Origin of the sequence: Nocardia sp. NPDC088792, assembly GCF_044750615.1 — a bacterium.
In the GTDB taxonomy this organism is placed as follows: domain Bacteria; phylum Actinomycetota; class Actinomycetes; order Mycobacteriales; family Mycobacteriaceae; genus Nocardia.
In genome coordinates this window covers 1469472-1485197 of the sequence record NZ_JBIVKC010000002.1, presented here as the reverse complement: position 1 = coordinate 1485197, position 15726 = coordinate 1469472, and the positions used below count along the sequence as shown (strand labels likewise).

General features: G+C 67.9%; 16 protein-coding genes. 9 read left to right on the top strand and 7 right to left on the bottom strand.

Annotation, left to right across the window (positions count from 1 at the left end; all coding sequences use genetic code 11):
- Nucleotides 1–80 precede the first annotated feature (80 nt).
- A complete protein-coding gene (locus ACIP5Y_RS16125; RefSeq protein ID WP_400350833.1) occupies nucleotides 81–770 on the top strand; it encodes a pyridoxamine 5'-phosphate oxidase family protein in 690 nt (229 codons plus the stop codon).
- Between the two features lie 4 nt (nucleotides 771–774).
- Here the strand turns inward: ACIP5Y_RS16125 and ACIP5Y_RS16120 are convergent, their stop codons facing one another.
- Both ACIP5Y_RS16120 and ACIP5Y_RS16115 read right to left on the bottom strand, forming a co-directional pair.
- The gene (locus ACIP5Y_RS16120) at nucleotides 775–2097 is read right to left on the bottom strand and encodes a hypothetical protein (RefSeq protein WP_400350831.1); all 1323 of its coding nucleotides are present in this window, start codon (nucleotides 2095–2097) and stop codon (nucleotides 775–777) included.
- Between the two features lie 96 nt (nucleotides 2098–2193).
- Entirely contained in the window at nucleotides 2194–2955 is a 762-nt protein-coding gene (locus tag ACIP5Y_RS16115) for a crotonase/enoyl-CoA hydratase family protein (protein ID WP_400350829.1), read from the bottom strand.
- Between the two features lie 64 nt (nucleotides 2956–3019).
- Between ACIP5Y_RS16115 and ACIP5Y_RS16110 the strand changes: the two genes are divergently transcribed.
- Together ACIP5Y_RS16110 and ACIP5Y_RS16105 are read left to right on the top strand one after the other, a co-directional pair.
- The gene (locus tag ACIP5Y_RS16110; RefSeq protein ID WP_400350827.1) at nucleotides 3020–3667 is read left to right on the top strand and encodes a TetR/AcrR family transcriptional regulator; all 648 of its coding nucleotides are present in this window, start codon (nucleotides 3020–3022) and stop codon (nucleotides 3665–3667) included.
- Nucleotides 3668–3678: 11 nt separating this feature from the next.
- On the top strand, nucleotides 3679–5301 hold the full coding sequence (locus ACIP5Y_RS16105; protein ID WP_400350825.1) for an acyl-CoA dehydrogenase family protein: 1623 nt from the start codon (nucleotides 3679–3681) through the stop codon (nucleotides 5299–5301).
- Nucleotides 5302–5368: 67 nt separating this feature from the next.
- On the opposite strand, the gene ACIP5Y_RS16100 is transcribed toward ACIP5Y_RS16105, so the two are convergent.
- Entirely contained in the window at nucleotides 5369–5557 is a 189-nt protein-coding gene (locus ACIP5Y_RS16100) for a DNA-binding protein (RefSeq protein WP_400350823.1), read from the bottom strand.
- A 53-nt stretch (nucleotides 5558–5610) separates the two neighbouring features.
- On the opposite strand from ACIP5Y_RS16100, the gene ACIP5Y_RS16095 reads away from it, so the two are divergent.
- A complete protein-coding gene (locus ACIP5Y_RS16095) occupies nucleotides 5611–6738 on the top strand; it encodes a CaiB/BaiF CoA transferase family protein (protein WP_400350821.1) in 1128 nt (375 codons plus the stop codon).
- Here the strand turns inward: ACIP5Y_RS16095 and ACIP5Y_RS16090 are convergent.
- Together ACIP5Y_RS16090 and ACIP5Y_RS16085 are read right to left on the bottom strand one after the other, a co-directional pair.
- On the bottom strand, nucleotides 6735–7475 hold the full coding sequence (locus ACIP5Y_RS16090) for an SDR family NAD(P)-dependent oxidoreductase (protein ID WP_400350819.1): 741 nt from the start codon (nucleotides 7473–7475) through the stop codon (nucleotides 6735–6737). The genes ACIP5Y_RS16095 and ACIP5Y_RS16090 overlap by 4 nt on opposite strands.
- Complete coding sequence (locus tag ACIP5Y_RS16085; RefSeq protein WP_400350817.1) at nucleotides 7475–7879, bottom strand: DUF3224 domain-containing protein; 405 nt, start codon at nucleotides 7877–7879, stop codon at nucleotides 7475–7477. Before ACIP5Y_RS16085 ends, ACIP5Y_RS16090 begins: the two co-directional genes overlap by 1 nt.
- A 206-nt stretch (nucleotides 7880–8085) precedes the next feature.
- Between ACIP5Y_RS16085 and ACIP5Y_RS16080 the strand changes: the two genes are divergently transcribed.
- The 4 genes from ACIP5Y_RS16080 (at nucleotide 8086) to ACIP5Y_RS16065 (ending at nucleotide 11884) form a co-directional block, all read left to right on the top strand.
- Nucleotides 8086–9468: a DUF1731 domain-containing protein gene (locus tag ACIP5Y_RS16080; RefSeq protein WP_400350816.1), complete on the top strand. Its 1383-nt coding sequence runs from the start codon at nucleotides 8086–8088 to the stop codon at nucleotides 9466–9468.
- A gap of 101 nt (nucleotides 9469–9569) precedes the next feature.
- Entirely contained in the window at nucleotides 9570–9920 is a 351-nt protein-coding gene (locus ACIP5Y_RS16075) for a DoxX family protein (RefSeq protein ID WP_400350814.1), read from the top strand.
- 153 nt (nucleotides 9921–10073) lie between these two features.
- Nucleotides 10074–11651, top strand: a complete 1578-nt coding sequence (locus ACIP5Y_RS16070; protein WP_400350812.1) for a cytochrome bc complex cytochrome b subunit — start codon at nucleotides 10074–10076, stop codon at nucleotides 11649–11651.
- On the top strand, nucleotides 11648–11884 hold the full coding sequence (locus tag ACIP5Y_RS16065; RefSeq protein WP_400350810.1) for a hypothetical protein: 237 nt from the start codon (nucleotides 11648–11650) through the stop codon (nucleotides 11882–11884). Before ACIP5Y_RS16070 ends, ACIP5Y_RS16065 begins: the two co-directional genes overlap by 4 nt.
- Nucleotides 11885–11907: 23 nt before the next feature.
- Here the strand turns inward: ACIP5Y_RS16065 and pgi are convergent, their stop codons facing one another.
- A complete protein-coding gene (gene pgi, locus ACIP5Y_RS16060; protein WP_400350808.1) occupies nucleotides 11908–13548 on the bottom strand; it encodes a glucose-6-phosphate isomerase in 1641 nt (546 codons plus the stop codon).
- A gap of 122 nt (nucleotides 13549–13670) precedes the next feature.
- On the opposite strand from pgi, the gene ACIP5Y_RS16055 reads away from it, so the two are divergent.
- The gene (locus ACIP5Y_RS16055) at nucleotides 13671–15122 is read left to right on the top strand and encodes an NAD-dependent succinate-semialdehyde dehydrogenase (protein WP_400350806.1); all 1452 of its coding nucleotides are present in this window, start codon (nucleotides 13671–13673) and stop codon (nucleotides 15120–15122) included.
- A gap of 258 nt (nucleotides 15123–15380) precedes the next feature.
- Here the strand turns inward: ACIP5Y_RS16055 and ACIP5Y_RS16050 are convergent, their stop codons facing one another.
- Complete coding sequence (locus ACIP5Y_RS16050) at nucleotides 15381–15686, bottom strand: chorismate mutase (protein WP_397000467.1); 306 nt, start codon at nucleotides 15684–15686, stop codon at nucleotides 15381–15383.
- Between the last annotated feature and the right edge of the window lie 40 nt (nucleotides 15687–15726).

The window sequence follows — 15726 nt, the reverse complement described above, 5'->3', positions numbered from 1 at the left end:
GGGAAGGCCTCGAAGTGGTCCTTCGATCTTGCGTGGAATTGGCTATTCAGGAATGCCATTTCTCCGGCGAAGCTGGTCACATGAGCGAGGCAGTATCGAACCGGACCCCCTTGTCACCCACTCCGCGCAGCACCGTGACCCGTTCCAAGGAACGGGCGCAGGCCGATCGTGCGGAGCTGGATGCCGTGCTGGACAGCGGGATGATCTGCCACTTGGGTGTGGTGCTGGGCGGGGCGCCGGTCGTCATTCCCACCACGTACGGGCGTGACGGCGACACCTTGTATCTGCACGGGTCGACGGGTGCGGGAAATCTGCGGGCCGCCATCACCGGTCCGGTGTCGGTGGCGGTGACGCACGTGGACGGGATCGTGTACGCGCGGTCGGCCATGCACTTCTCCATGAACTATCGGTCCGCCGTGATCCACGCGCGTCCGGTGGAACTCACCGATGCGGCCGAGCGCATGCACGGGCTGCGGGTGATCGTGGAACACCTCGCGCCCGGCGCCTGGGATGCGGTGCGCTCGCCCAGCAAGAAGGAGATGGCGGCGACCATGGTGCTGGCGCTGGATCTCACCGAGGCCTCGGTGAAGGTGCGCACCGGCGACCCCCGGGACGACGAATCCGATCTCACCGCGCCCGGGGTGTGGGCGGGCGTGCTGCCGCTGCGGCAATCCTTCGAGGCCGCGATCTCGTCCGCGGATCTCGCGCCGGGAATCGAAGTGCCCGAACACGTCCGGGCGCGTTTCGAGGCGCCCGCGACAGTGCGCTAGCCGGTCACCAGGCCGTCGCGGTCAGGCCGATCCGGGTCATCGCGCCGGTCGCCAATTCGATGAGGGCGGCCGAACTCGGGATGGTGTCCGGGTCCAGCCCGACCAGCGAGAGCGTATAGCTGTCCGCGATGCGGGCGAGGTACGCGGACAGGCGGGTGCGGGGCAAGCGATCCGGGCGCAGGCCCGGATGAATGGCGCGGGCCGCCACCCCGGTGCACGGATGCGGGCCGATGCTGAGCAGCGAATCGGGCAGCGTTCCGATATTGGAGCACAGGATGTCTCGTTCGCCCGCCCCCTTGGCGAGCGCGAAGGCCAGCCGATCCGGGATCACCTGCAGCAGTTCCTCCGGAATGCCGCCGGGACTGGTCATGCGGTGCTCGTAGGCCTTGCGTGCCTTGCGGCGGATGGTGGCCGGATCGTCGTCGCGGGCAATGGCGATCTCGGTCATCGCCATATCGTTGTCCACCCGGGGCTCGTCGCGGGTATCGACGGGCAGGCTGGCGGCAATGGTCTCGGCGCGGAAACCGCTGTCCCACAGCATGGTCGCGACCAGATGCACGAAAAGACTGTTGGCGGTGCCGCCGTGCTCGACGGCCACCCGATTCCATTCGCGGGCCGGGAACTGCAGCACCGCGCCGGGGGTGAGGGTGTCCGGTCTGCGCTTGGCCGTCTTCTGGTCCGTCTTCGCCGCACCGGGGCCGATGGGGGAGGGCACGAAAACGGGCACGGCGCGGGTCATGGTCGCCGACAGGGCCTTCCGATCCGCCGGGCGTTCCGGGCGGCGCGGAATGCCGCGGCGCAGGGCACGGGCGGTGCCGCCGAGTACGGTGCCCCATTGTTTGCGGGCGTCGGCCCAATCCGATTGTTCCGCAATGGGCGCCGCCAGCGGCGTGCCGGTGAGGGCGTGATCGACGGCCAGGGTCAGGGCGCGTCCGTCGGCGAGGGCGTGCGAGCAGGTCAGGGTCACCACACAGCCGCCGTCGTCGAGCCGGGCGGCGGAGAGCCGCCAGCCCGGACCCTCTTCCGGATTCAGGTCCGTGCCCTGCCGGTCGGCCCAATCCAGCAGGGTGGCAGCCGGAATGGGCTGATCGGTCATGGTGAAGGGATGGGCCTGCGCGTTCGGCTGCCAGCGCGGCCGGGCGCCGGGTACGTGGGAGCGCACCACGCGGCGGCCGAGCGGTCCGGTGCGCAGTTCCTCGTGTACTCGCCAGAGCAGCGCGGGATGCACCGGTTCGGCGGTACGCCAGAGTCCCTGCAGGGCGATCGGGGTGCCCATGCCCCGGTGCGCCCGCAGGAAGATCTCATCCACCACGCTGAGCCGATTCATCGAACGGCTAGCGTACCGAGCGGTACCGACATCTGTTGCCGGATATCCGGACGGCTTCACCTGCTCGATCATCGGCGCGCGGGGGACTCGCGCATATCAGGCACGGGTGCCGTGGCGGCCGGCTCCGGAGGCGAAGCGCTGCGCACCGTCCAGGGCGCCATCCATGAGCGCTTTCATGCCGTGCTGGAGTTCATTGGCGAGAGCGGCGGTTTCGTCCATTCCATCCTGTTCCAGCACCGACATGCGGTCGGAGCGCAGGCAGGTTTGCGGCAGAGCGGACAATTCGCGGGCGAGTTCCTCTGCGGCGCGCCGGGATTCACCGGGCGGGACCACCCGGCTCACCAGGCCGATCTGCAGCGCCTCGGCCGCACCTACCGCGCGGCCGGTGAGAATCAGATCCATGGCGCGCCCGGTGCCGATGATGCGCGGCAGCCGCAGCGTGCCGCCGTCGATGAGCGGGACGCCCCAGCGGCGGCAGAAGACGCCGAAGGTGCTGTCCTGCTCGGCGACTCGCAGATCGCACCAGAGCGCCAGCTCCAGGCCGCCCGCCACGGCGTAGCCGGAGACGGCGGCGATCACCGGTTTGGACAGGCGCATGCGGGTGGGACCCATCGGGCCGTCGCCGTCCTCGGTGACCTGGTTGGAGCGTTCGGTGCCAAGGGCTTTCAGGTCGGCGCCGGCGCAGAAGGTGCCGCCGTCGCCCCACAGCACGGCGACCGAGGCGGTGGGGTCGGCGTCGAATTCGCGGAAGGCGGCGGCCAGTTCGGCGGCGGTCGGGCCGTCCACCGCATTGCGTGCCTCTGGACGATGCAGGATCACGGTGGTCACTGGGCCGTTGCGTTCGACTCTGACGGTCACGGGATGAACATACGCCGTAAATCCGGGGTTGCGTCAAGAAATGAATGAGTGGTTCACTTCTTGGGTGGCATACCGCCGAACCCCCGCTGTGCAAGCCCGCCTGGACGCCCAGGCGGGGTCGATCGTGCGGGCCGCCATGACCGTTCTCTCCCGTGACGGCTTCGCCGGATTGTCCATGGCCGCCGTCGCCGCCGAGGCCGGAGTCGCCACCGGCACCGTCTACAAGAGCTTCAGCGGCAAATCCGAACTGGTAGCCGCCGTTTTCCGCGAGGTCGTCACCCGCGAGGTGGCGGCCGTCGCCGAGGCCGGGGAAGCGACCGGCTCGGCCAAACTCGCCAGGGAACGCGTCACCGCCGCGGTCGAGACCTTTGCCGGGCGCGCGCTCAAGAACCCGAAACTCGCGTACGTGCTGCTGGCCGAACCGGTGGATACCGCCGTTGACGCCGAACGCCTGCGCTTCCGGCGGGCCTTCGCCGAAACCTTCGAAGCCGCGGTGGCCGAGGGCGTCGCCACCGGGCAACTGCCGCCGCAGGATCCGCGTACCTCCGCCACCGCTCTCGTCGGGGCGATCGGTGAGGTGCTGGTAGGACCGCTCGCCGAGGAGCTGGAAAGCGAATCGGTCATGCCCGAACTCGTCGCATTCGCACTGCGGGCGCTCGGTGTCCCTCAGGAACATCAGGGCCGATCGCAGGAACAGCAGGGCCAGGAATAGGAGTCCCCTCAATGCCCACGCATGAAGTGTTCAATCAGGTCCCGGACATCGTGCCCTTCGACAATTCCCGCAATCCCGCGCTCATCGAGGGCCTGCATCGCGAGGGCGCCGGCTGGGCCGAGGCCGAGGTGCGTGAACTCGGCGCGCTCGCAGGCGGTTTCGCGGCGCAGGAATGGGGCCGGGTGGCCAATGAGAACCCGCCCGTCCTGCACACCCACGACCGCTACGGCAATCGCGTCGACGAGGTCGAATTCCACCCGTACTGGCACGATCTCATGACCGTCGCGGTCGAGCACGGCCTGCACGGCTCGCCGTGGACCGACGACCGCCCGGCCGCGCACACCGCCCGCGCCGCCAAGTTCTACACCTGGGGCATCGCCGACGCCGGGCATATGTGCCCGATCTCCATGACCTACGCGGTAGTTCCCGCGCTGCGCCACAATCCGGAACTGTCCGCGCGTTTCGAGCCGCTGCTGGCCTCCCGCGTCTACGACTACGGGCTGCGCGAACCGTCCTCGAAGGCCGGTCTCATCGCCGGCATGTCCATGACCGAGAAGCAGGGCGGCTCCGACGTCCGCGCCAATACCACCACGGCCACACCGCAATCCGACGGCACGTACCGCATCGTGGGCCACAAGTGGTTCACCTCCGCGCCCATGTCGGACATGTTCCTCACGCTGGCGCAGGCGCCCGGCGGCCTGTCCTGTTTCCTGCTGCCGCGCGTGCTGCCCGACGGCTCGCGTAACCCGCTGCGCCTGCAGCGGCTGAAGGACAAGCTGGGCAACAAGTCCAATGCCTCCTCCGAGATCGAATACGAGAACGCCACCGGCTGGCTGGTCGGCGCGGAGGGCGCGGGCGTGAAGACCATTATCGAGATGGTCAATATGACCCGCCTGGACTGCGTGATCGGGTCGGCCACCGGGATGCGGGCGGGTGTCGTGTTCGCCACCCACCACGCCCGGCATCGGTCGGCGTTCGGCAAACACCTGATCGACCAGCCCGCCATGCGGAATGTGCTGGCGGACCTGGTGATCGAATCCGATGCCGCCACCACCGTCATGATGCGGCTGGCGGGCGCCACCGATCGCGCCGGCACCGATCCGGCCGAGGCGGCGCTGCGCCGCATCGCGCTGGCCGTCACCAAGTACTGGGTGTGCAAGCGGGCGCCCGTCCATGCGGCCGAGGCGCTGGAATGCCTGGGCGGCAACGGTTATGTCGAGGAGTCGGGCATGCCGCGGCTGTACCGGGAGGCGCCGCTCATGTCCATCTGGGAAGGCTCCGGCAATGTGGCGGCGCTGGATGCCTTGCGCGCCATGGGCCGTCAGCCCGAGACGGTGGAGGCGTTCTTCAACGAGGTGTCCCTCGCGCGCGGCGCGAACAATCACCTCGATACCGCCATCGACCGCCTCGGCAAGGAACTCACCGACCTGTCCGATATCGAATACCGGACCCGGCGCGTGGTCGAGCTGATGGCGCTGGTGCTGCAGGGCGCGCAACTGGTGCGCCACGGTCACCCGGCCATCGCGGATGCCTTCTGCGCCACCCGTTTCGGCGGCGACTGGGGCATCGCCTTCGGTACCTTGCCCACCGGCGTCGACACCGAGGCGATCCTGCAGCGCGCCTACGTGCACTGAGTTCCGGCCCCGACCGGGCCGATCCGGACGCCCCCGCTCGCGGTGGAGAACCCGCCGTGGGGGGTGGTCAGCCGAGGTCGAGGCCCTGGGCGGTCAGGGCTCGGCGGAGGATGCCGATGGCCTTGGGGCCCAGGCCGTGCAGGGCCAGGAGTTCGTGCTCGGGCACCCCGGCGAGCTGCTCGAGGTGGCGGTAGCCCGCGGCGGCGAGGGCCCGGGTGGCGGGCGCTCCGATCCGCGGCAGCGTCGTTTCGGCCATGTGCACAGCCTAGGTGGGCAGTCCGCGCAACGGGTGGCAGCGAAATCTGGAACATGTTTCACTCTTGGGTATTCGCCCGATACCCGAGGGGGTTCACGTTGACTGACAAGGGTCCGCTGGACGGGGTCCGCATCATCGAACTGGCGAGCATCGGCCCGGGGCCGCACGCCGGCATGATGCTCGCCGACCTGGGCGCCGACGTGGTGCGCGTGCAACGCGCCGGCGACGGGTCCGCGGTCGGGCCGATGGCCCCGCAACTGCGCGGCCGCACCATCGTGCAGGCCGACTTCAAGAATCCCGACGACGTGGCCGCGGTACTCGGGCTCGTCGAGAAGGCCGACGTCCTCATCGAAGGATTCCGGCCGGGCGTCGCCGAGCGCCTCGGACTCGGACCCGACGCGGCACAAGCCCGCAATCCGCGCCTCATCTACGGGCGCATGACCGGATGGGGTCAGGACGGGCCGCGCGCGCAACAGGCCGGGCACGACATCAACTACATCGGGCTCACCGGCGCCCTCAACGGCATCGGCCGCAAAGGCGAACGGCCACTGCCGCCCATCAACCTGCTCGGCGACTACGGCGGCGGCTCGGTCTTCCTGGTGCTCGGCATCCTCGCCGCACTGTACGAGCGGGAACGGTCCGGGCAGGGCCAGATCGTGGACGCCGCCATGGTGGACGGTGCACTGACACTGGCACATTCGATCTGGAGCCTGCACCAGGCCGGCGTCTGGTCCGACGAACGCGGCACCAACCTGCTCGACACCGGAATGGCCTGGTACGACACCTACCGCACGGCCGACGACAAGTTCCTCGCCGTCGGCGCCTTCGAACCACAGTTCTACGCCGAACTGCTGCGCGTGCTGGAACTCGACCCGGAAAGCCTTCCGCACCAGATGGATCGGGCCGGGCAGGACATACTGCGCAAGACCTTCACCGAACGCTTCGCCACGAAGACGCAGGACGAATGGGCCGCGCTGTTCGACGGCGTGGACGCCTGCGTGACACCCATCCGGACCTGGACCGACGCCGCCACCGACGCACACCTGCTCGCCCGTGGCTCACTGGTGGAGGTGGGTGGCGTGCTCCAGCCCGCGCCCGCACCGCGCTTCTCGCGCAGTACGCCACCCGTACCGGAACCCGCCCCCACCACACTCACCCCGATCGGCGAGATCTGGGCCTAAGCGGTACCGCCATTGACCCGGATATTCTGGGCTGTAACCCAATTGGCCGCATCGCTGGCGAGAAACGCTACGACGGCGGCGATTTCGCTGGGCCGGCCCAGTCGCCCGAAGGCGCTCAGGGCCTCCAGTCCGGCGAGGAACTCCGGGCTCTTGCCGAGGCGGTAGGTCTCCGTCTCGGTGGCGCCCGGACTCACCGCGTTCACGGTGATGCCGCGCGGGCCGAACTCCTTGGACAGGATGTGGGTGAACTGTTCCACCGCGCCCTTGGTGGAGTCGTACACGGCGTAGCCGGGCAGCATCAGGGCGGTGGTGGAACTGGAGATGGTGATGATCCGGCCGTTGTCTGCCAGGTGATCCCAGGCCAGCTGCATCCCGTGGAACACGCCTTTGACATTCACGGCATAGCTGAGATCGAACTCCTCGGAGGTGATCTCCGGGAACGGCTTGGTAATGGCGACGGCGGCATTGTTCACCAGCACGTCCCAGCTGCCCCACGCCGACTTGATCTGTTCGATCATGGCGGCGTATTCGCCGCGGTCACGCACATCGGCGGCCACGGCGAGGGCCTGCCCGCCGTCGGCTTCGATCCCGGCGACCACCTTGTCGGCGAGCTCGGGGGTGTGCGGATGATTGATCGCGACCCGGAAGCCCTGCGCCGCAAGTGTTTCCGCGATGGATCGGCCGATACCCGTGGCGGCGCCGGTGATCAGCGCCACCTTGCCGGTGACAGCGGACATCACTCGAACCAGTATTCGAGCCAGATCTCCGCGTTCTCACCGAGATTCGCGCGGAAGCCGCCCGTGCCGCGTAACCCGGCCAGACCCGCGGTGCCCGAACCCGGCACCACGAACCATGCACCGGTTACGATCTTGTCGGCCACGCCGCCCTGATCCTGCAGCAGGAAGGTGCCGGTCCTGCCGCCCAGCGTGCCGTTCACGCGCTCGATACCGACGAAGCTCGCGCTGCCGTCCGCATCGGCGGACTGCAGGAATTCGACGACGCCCTCGCCCTCGATACCGCCGGAGAAGCTCTCCTCCACATGAATTCGGGTCAGCACCGGGCCCTCGGCCGGTTCCTCGTAGGCGACGGGTTCGTACTTGTGCACCGTGATGGTGCCTTCGACACGGATCTTCTCGGACATGTCAGGCTCTCTTCTGTGGAACTCACCGGACGGCGACCTCGATATCGTCGTCCCCCAAAGGAATCCTCGCGTGGAAGTCGAAGAGGGATCAATGCGAGATTCACCCGGTATCGAGAAGCGGGGCTGATCGAAGGTCCGGGCCGCCCGGCTCGCGTGCGACGAAGGCCACGTTTCCGGCCCCTACCTCGCAGGCATAGCGTCTGGGTATGCCTCGTACAACGACGTACACCCAGTGGATCGCCCTGACGCCGCAGCAGGTGTGGAGCGTCCTCGGCGATCCGGCGCGCTGGCCGGAATGGAACCCGGCCGTCACCTCGGTCATCCTGCACGACGCGCCCGCGGTGGGCGTCACCGGCGACTATCTGCCGCGCGGGCGAGCCAACAAGGCGGTGCACGGCCGGTTCGCGAAACCGTTCGCGCTCTCCACTTTCGTGCCGGACCGCGAACTCACCATCGAACAGCCCGAACCCGTCGGCACCATGCGCATGCGGTGGACCCTCACCCCGCGCAACGGTGGCACCGAACTCGCGCAGAGCCTCACCTTCAGCGGCCCGTCGGCCCCGGCTATGCGAAAGGTGGTCGGGGACCTGCTGCTCGCGGACACCAGGACCGCGTTCGCGCGGCTGGCGCTGCTCGCCGGACTGCGACCGGCCGCGGACGCGCTCACCGTCGTGATCGCCGGTGGCACCGGTGCACTCGGCCGCAATATCGCCGCCGATCTGACCTGTCGCGGGCATCTGGTTCGCATCATCACCCGGCGTACGGCCACCGAGCTGCCCTACGAGCAGTACGAATGGGACGGCCGCACCGTCGGGGAGTGGGTTGCGGCGCTGCGGAATCCGGGTCCCACGGCACTGATCAATCTGGCCGGCAAACTCGTCGACTGCCGGCCCACCGACCGCAATATCGCCGAATTGCGGCGCAGCCGCGTCGATTCCACCCACGCGCTCGTCGAAGCATCGAAGACCCTGGATCGGCCCATCGACTACTGGGTGCAGGCCAGCACCACCGCCATCTGGGCCGATGCGGGCGAAATCCGCTGCACCGAAACGACTCCGCTGCCCGAACCGGGCCTACCGCAGATGACCGGGGTGGCCGCGCCCTGGGAGCGGGCATTCGAAGGCGCCGATGCCACGCACCGGACCGTCCTGCGCACCTCCATCGTGCTCGATCGGGATGCGCCGGCCATGAAACGGCTGGTCGGACTGACCAAGGCCGGACTGGGCGGCAGCGTCGGCAACGGCCGCCAGTGGTTCAGCTGGATCCACCTCGACGACTGGCTGGCCATCGTCCGCGCCGCACTCGGCCTCGACGCCACCGTCACGCTGCCGGACGGCGGTGTCATTGTCGCGGCAACCGATTTCCCGGTCCGCAACCGCGACCTCATGGCCGGACTGCGCCGGCAGCTGCATCGGCCGTGGTCGCCGCCCACCCCCGCACCGGCGCTCACCATCGGCGCGGTCTTCCTGCGCACCGATCCGGCGCTCGGCCTGACCGGGCGGCACGCCACCTCGGAGGTGCTGCGGGCGGCCGGATTCCGGTTCCGCTACCCGACCCTCGACGAGGCACTCAGCGACCTGCTGCCATAACCATCGGTTATGGCCACAGGTATTGGAGACCTGATTCCGATGCGACGAGCCTGAACTCAGCGGCGGCATCCGCCGCGGAGCAACGGATCGGAGTCAGCGAGATGTACGTCGCCTTCATCGTCGTCACCGCGATCACCATCGCGGCCAATGCCTTCGAGGCGGTGGCCAATCTGGTGCGCGCGAAGTTCGTGCGGCAGAACATCGGCGCCATGGGCCTGCCCGAATCCATGCTGCCGTTCCTCGGCCTGTGCAAGGGCGCGGGCGCGCTGGGACTGATCGCCGGACTCGCGGGCTGGCGGCCGCTCGGCATTGTCGCGGCCGCCGGGCTCACCCTGTTCTTCGTGCTCGCCGTGGCATTCCACATCCACAAGCGGGTGCTCTTCAATATCGCGTTCCCGCTTACCTTCCTCGGCTTCGCCATCGCCTCGCTGGGCCTGGTCATCGCCCACTAGCGCCGGCCACCGCGATGCGACGTGGATCACTCCACCGGGACGTCACAATCCGGCCCGCTACTGCGTCTCATGGGCAGCGGGCCCACGACGGCTCCGGATCGACAGGAGGATCACCATGTTCCGCTATCCGATTCGATTCCCCGGCGGCACGAGATGAGCACGGCCGCCGCACAGGCCGACGCCGCCGACGAGCGGTATCAGGCGGCGGCCTTCGTCAAACGCTCCATCAACAAGGTCTTCCCGACGCACTGGTCGTTCCTGCTCGGCGAGATCGCGCTGTACAGCTTCATCATCCTGCTGCTGTCCGGCGTCTACCTGACCCTGTACTACGACCCCTCCATGACCGAGGTCACCTACAACGGCGCCTACCAGCCCCTGCGCGGCGTGCAGATGTCCGCCGCCTACCGCAGCTCGCTCGACATCTCCTTCGAGGTGCGCGGCGGACTGTTCGTGCGGCAGGTACACCATTGGGCCGCACTGCTTTTCATGGCGTCGATGATCGTGCACATGTGCCGGGTGTTCTTCACCGGCGCCTTCCGCCGCCCCCGCGAGGGCACCTGGGTGGTCGGCTCGCTCATGTTTATCCTGTCCATGTTCGAGGGCTTCTTCGGATACTCGCTGCCCGACGATCTGCTGTCCGGCACCGGACTGCGGGCGGCATTCAACGGCATCACCATGTCGATTCCGGTGATCGGCACCTGGCTGGACTGGCTGATGTTCGGCGGCGACTTCCCCGGCAACGCGATCATCCCGCGGCTCTTCATCGCTCACGTGCTGCTGATCCCCGGCATTCTGATCGCGCTGGTGGCCACGCACATCGCACAGGTCTGGTATCAGAAGCACACCCAGTACCCGGGACCCGCCCGCACCGAGCGGAATGTGGTCGGCGCGCGCATCATTCCGGTGTTCTCCCTGGACCAGGGTGCGTTCTTCGCCTTCACCCTGGCCGTGATCGCCCTCATGGGCGGGCTGTTCCAGATCAATCCCATCTGGAATCTGGGGCCCTACAACCCGGCTCAGATCTCGGCCGGTTCGCAGCCCGACTTCTACATGATGTGGACCGACGGACTGGCCCGGCTCATGCCGCCCTGGGAGATCTACCTCGGCAACTACACCATTCCCGCACCCTTCTGGGTGGCCGTGGTGATGGGGCTGGTGCTGGCGGTGATCCCGATGTACCCGTGGATCGAGAAGCGGCTCAGCAAGGACCGCGCCCACCACAATCTGCTGCAACGGCCGCGAGACGTGCCGGTGCGCACCGCCATCGGGGCCATGGCCATCGCGTTCTACCTGGTGCTCACGCTGGCCTGCCTGAACGACATCATCGCGCTGAAATTCGATGTGTCGCTCAATGCCACCACGTGGCTCTTCCGCATCGCCGCGCTGCTCGCGCCGCCGCTGGCCTACTTCGTGACCTACCGGCTCTGCCTCGGGCTGCAACGCGGTGACCGGGCGGTACTGGAACACGGCATCGAAACCGGCATCATCAAGCGACTGCCGCACGGTGAATACATCGAAGTGCACCAATTGCTCGGATCCTCGGAATACCAAGGGGCGCCGGTACCGAAGAAGATGAGCAAGCTCGGCGCGGCCGGCAAACCCGGACAGGGCAGCTTCCTGCGCGCCGATCCCGAGGCCGAACGTGACATGCTTGCCGCACAGCATCATCACGAGGAGCAGGCGCAGCTCGAGATGTTGAAGGACCGGCAGGACACGGGGAGCCGCTCATGAAGCTCGCGACACGGCACGAGGACGACTTCGGCCTACTGGTGGCGGCCGCCACAGTCTACGACGCGCGCTCCGCTCGCGAAGTGCGAAACCTGCTGCGCACCTCCGGAGTCCGGGCCACCACCGGTCGCGTGCGTATCCATCGCTGGCGCAATCTCCGCGACAGTTTCAAGATCCTGGTCTTCCCGGAGGACGCCGTCCGCGCGTACGACGTCCTCTCGCGCCACACCACCTGAGGCGGCGGGCCGCGGCGACCACCTCAGTGGCGGTTGCCGCGGTACCAGCGGATCAGGGCGTCGGTGGAGGAATCCGACTGCGGGGCCGGATCTTCCGCCGACGTCAGCAGCGGCGCCAAGGCCAGCGCCTGCTGCTTGCCGAGCTCCACACCCCACTGGTCGAAGCTGTCGATACCCCAGATCGCGCCCTCGGTGAACACGATGTGCTCGTACAGGGCGATCAGCTGACCCAGCACCGACGGGGTCAACTGCTGCGCCAGAATCGCCGTGGTCGGCCGGTTGCCCGGCATCACCTTGTGCGGCACCACCTTCGGGTCCGTGCCCTCCGCGGTGATCTCCTCGGCCGTCTTACCGAACGCCAGCACCTTGGTCTGCGCGAACAGGTTCGACATCAGGATGTCGTGCATGCTGCCGGTGCCGTCGATGGTCGGCAGATCGTCGGTGGGCCGGGCGAATCCGATGAAATCCGCCGGCACCAGCCGGGTGCCCTGATGCAGCAGCTGATAGAAGGCGTGCTGGCCGTTCGTGCCCGGCTCGCCCCAGAAGATCTCACCCGTGCTGGTCGACACCGGAGTGCCGTCCGCGCGCACGGATTTCCCGTTCGACTCCATGGTCAACTGCTGCAGATACGCCGGGAATCGCGCCAGGTCATTGGAGTACGGCAGCACCGCGCGCGACTGCGCGCCGAAGAAGTTCGAGTACCAGACGCCCAGCAGGCCCAGCAGCGCCGGACCGTTCTCGCTCAGCGGCGTGGACTTGAAATGCTCGTCCACCCGGTGCATTCCATCCAGGAACTCGGCGAAACCGGCCTTGCCGATCACCGCCATCACCGACAGGCCGATGGCCGAATCCACCGAGTAGCGGCCGCCCACCCAATCCCAGAAGCCGAACATGTTCGCGGTATCGATACCGAAGTCCGACACCCGCTGCGCATTCGTGGACACCGCCACGAAATGCTTTGCGACAGCGTCCTCCCCGAGCGCCGCCACCAGCCAGCGCCGGGCCGCCGTCGCATTGGTCAGGGTCTCCAGCGTGGAGAAGGTCTTCGAGGCGACGATGAACAAGGTCGAGGCCGGATCCAGGCCGTCGAGCTTCGAAACCAGGTCCGCCGGATCGACATTCGACACGAAGCGCGCCGAGATCCCCGCATCCGCGTAATGCCGCAGCGCCAGCGTCACCATGGCCGGACCCAGATCCGAACCGCCGATGCCGATGTTCACCACCGTCGTGATGCGCGCACCCGTCGCACCGCGCCAGGCGCCCGAGCGCAGCGCATCGGTGAACTCGCCCATGCGGCGCAGCACCTCGTGCACATCGGTGTCCACGGCCTGACCGTCCACGGTCAGATCGCCGCCCGCGGGCAGGCGCAGCCACGGATGGCCGACCGCACGATCCTCCGAAGTATTGATGTGCTCGCCCGCGAACATGGCGTCGCGGCGCTGCTCGACCTCGGCCGTATGCGCCAATTCGACCAGCAGATCGAGGGTCTCGCGCGTCACCCGATGCTTCGAGTAATCGATGTGGAGATCTGCCACCTGAACCGTCAGCTCGCGTCCGCGCTCGGGATCCTCGGCGAAGAACTCGCGCAAGTGGCGTCCCGCCAGGGACGCATGGTGGTCGTGCAGTTTCCGCCAGGCCGCCGTCGCGGTGATGTCGCTGCTCACGAAGTCCGAGGTTACAACCCTGCCGGACCAACGCGCAGGTAACAATCGATGACTCGCGGGATTCTCCCAGCACAGAGCCCAATTCGGCCGTAGCCCACAGGTGCGGGCATAGGCTGGCGACCATGGTGTCCGAAAGCCAATTACTGACGTCCATTCCCACGCAACTATGGATCGGCGGACCGGTCGACGCGAGCGGCCGCAAGACCTTCCCGGTGCTCAACCCGGCCAATGGGGAGACCCTGGCCAATGTCGCCGACGCCAGTCCCGAGGATGCGGTTCGCGCCCTCGACGCCGCCGCGGCGGCACAGGCCGGCTGGGCCGCGACACCCGCCCGGCAGCGCGGCGAGATCCTGCGCGCCGTCTTCGAGGCCATCACCGCGCGGACCGAGGAGTTCGCGCTGCTCATGACCCTCGAAATGGGCAAGGCCCTGCCCGAATCCCGCAACGAGGTGCGCTACGGCGCCGAATTCTTCCGCTGGTTCAGCGAGGAAGCCTCCCGCATCCACGGCCGCTACCAGCCCGCGCCCGCCGGCACCGGACGCATCCTCGTGCACAAGCAGCCCGTCGGCCCCTGCCTGGCCATCACCCCGTGGAACTTCCCGCTGGCCATGGGAACTCGCAAGATCGGGCCCGCCCTCGCCGCCGGCTGCACCATGATCGTGAAGCCCGCCGGCGAAACCCCGCTCACCATGCTGCTGCTCGCCCAGCTGTGCAGCGAGGCCGGACTGCCCGACGGCGTGCTGTCGGTCATCACCACCAGCCGGTCCGGCGCCGTCACCGCGCCGCTGCTGAACGATCCGCGGCTGCGCAAGCTCACCTTCACCGGGTCCACCCCGGTCGGTAAGAAGCTGGTCGAGCAGTCCGCACACGGCCTGCTGCGCACCTCCATGGAACTCGGCGGCAATGCGCCCTTCGTGGTCTTCGACGACGCCGATATCGACGCCGCCGTCCAGGGCGCGGTGCTGGCCAAGCTGCGCAACGGCGGCGAGGCGTGCACGGCGGCCAACCGCTTCCACGTGCAGAACCCGGTTCGCCAGGAATTCACCGACAAGCTGACCGCCGCCATGGCCGAGTACAAGCTCGGTCCCGGCACCGACTCGGACACCACGCTCGGACCGCTCATAAACGAGAACCAGCTCGACACCGTCAGCGAACTCGTCGAGGACGCCGTCTCCGCGGGCGCACAGGTGAAGCTGGGCGGCAAGGCGCCCGGCGGACCAGGCTGGTTCTACCCGGCCACCGTCCTCACCGACATCCCCGTGCACGCCCGCATCCTGCGCGAGGAGGTTTTCGGGCCGGTTGCCCCGATTGTCGGGTTCGAGACCGAGGAAGAGGGCCTGGCGGCCGCGAACGACACCGAATTCGGGCTCGTCGCATACGTTTACACACAGAGCCTGGACCGTGCGCTGCGAGTTGCCGAGGGACTGGAAACCGGCATGGTCGGCGTCAACCGCGGCGTCATCTCCGATCCCGCAGCGCCTTTCGGCGGCGTGAAGGAGTCCGGCTTCGGACGCGAGGGTGGGTTCGAAGGCATCGAGGAGTACCTGAACACCAAGTACATCGCCCTCCCCTGACCTGCGGAGATCGTGGGAAATGAAAGAACCGCCCCGGGGGTATAAGACACCCGGGGCGGCCTGGGGGAAGGACATCGGCTCGCGTCGATGTCACTTGGCTTGTGGTTGGCCGCGTTTCACGGCACCGCCCGGTCTATCGCACCGAGCGGGCCTGCGCGTTAACTACTACTGAACTTCACGAACCTGAGCGTTTCAGGGGTGTGCCCCTGAGAGTTGTCAGAGTTGTCGGAATCCGCGTTGTCGGAATCCGCGACGTCGTCAGTGTCCGAGACGCCCGCGGCCGAGACGCAGCAGGAGCATGGCGAGGGTGTGACCCTCCTGACCCAGCTCACTGAATCGCTCCAGCACCTTCATCTCGCGGGAGTGCACGAGCTTGGGTCCGCCGTTGGCCATTCGGGTCCGGCCGATCATTCGCGAAACCTCGGTGCGGCGCTTGATCGCGGCGAGGATCTCGGCGTCGAGCTTGTCGATCTCCTTACGCAGCTTCTCGATCTCCGCCTCCGAGGGGAGGGCGGCGTCCGGCCCGGTCACCGGCTCTGTTTGTCCCGTCGTCGAGATGCTCATACTTTTTCTCCTCGTGGTCCCGAACATCGATCGGCAGGCG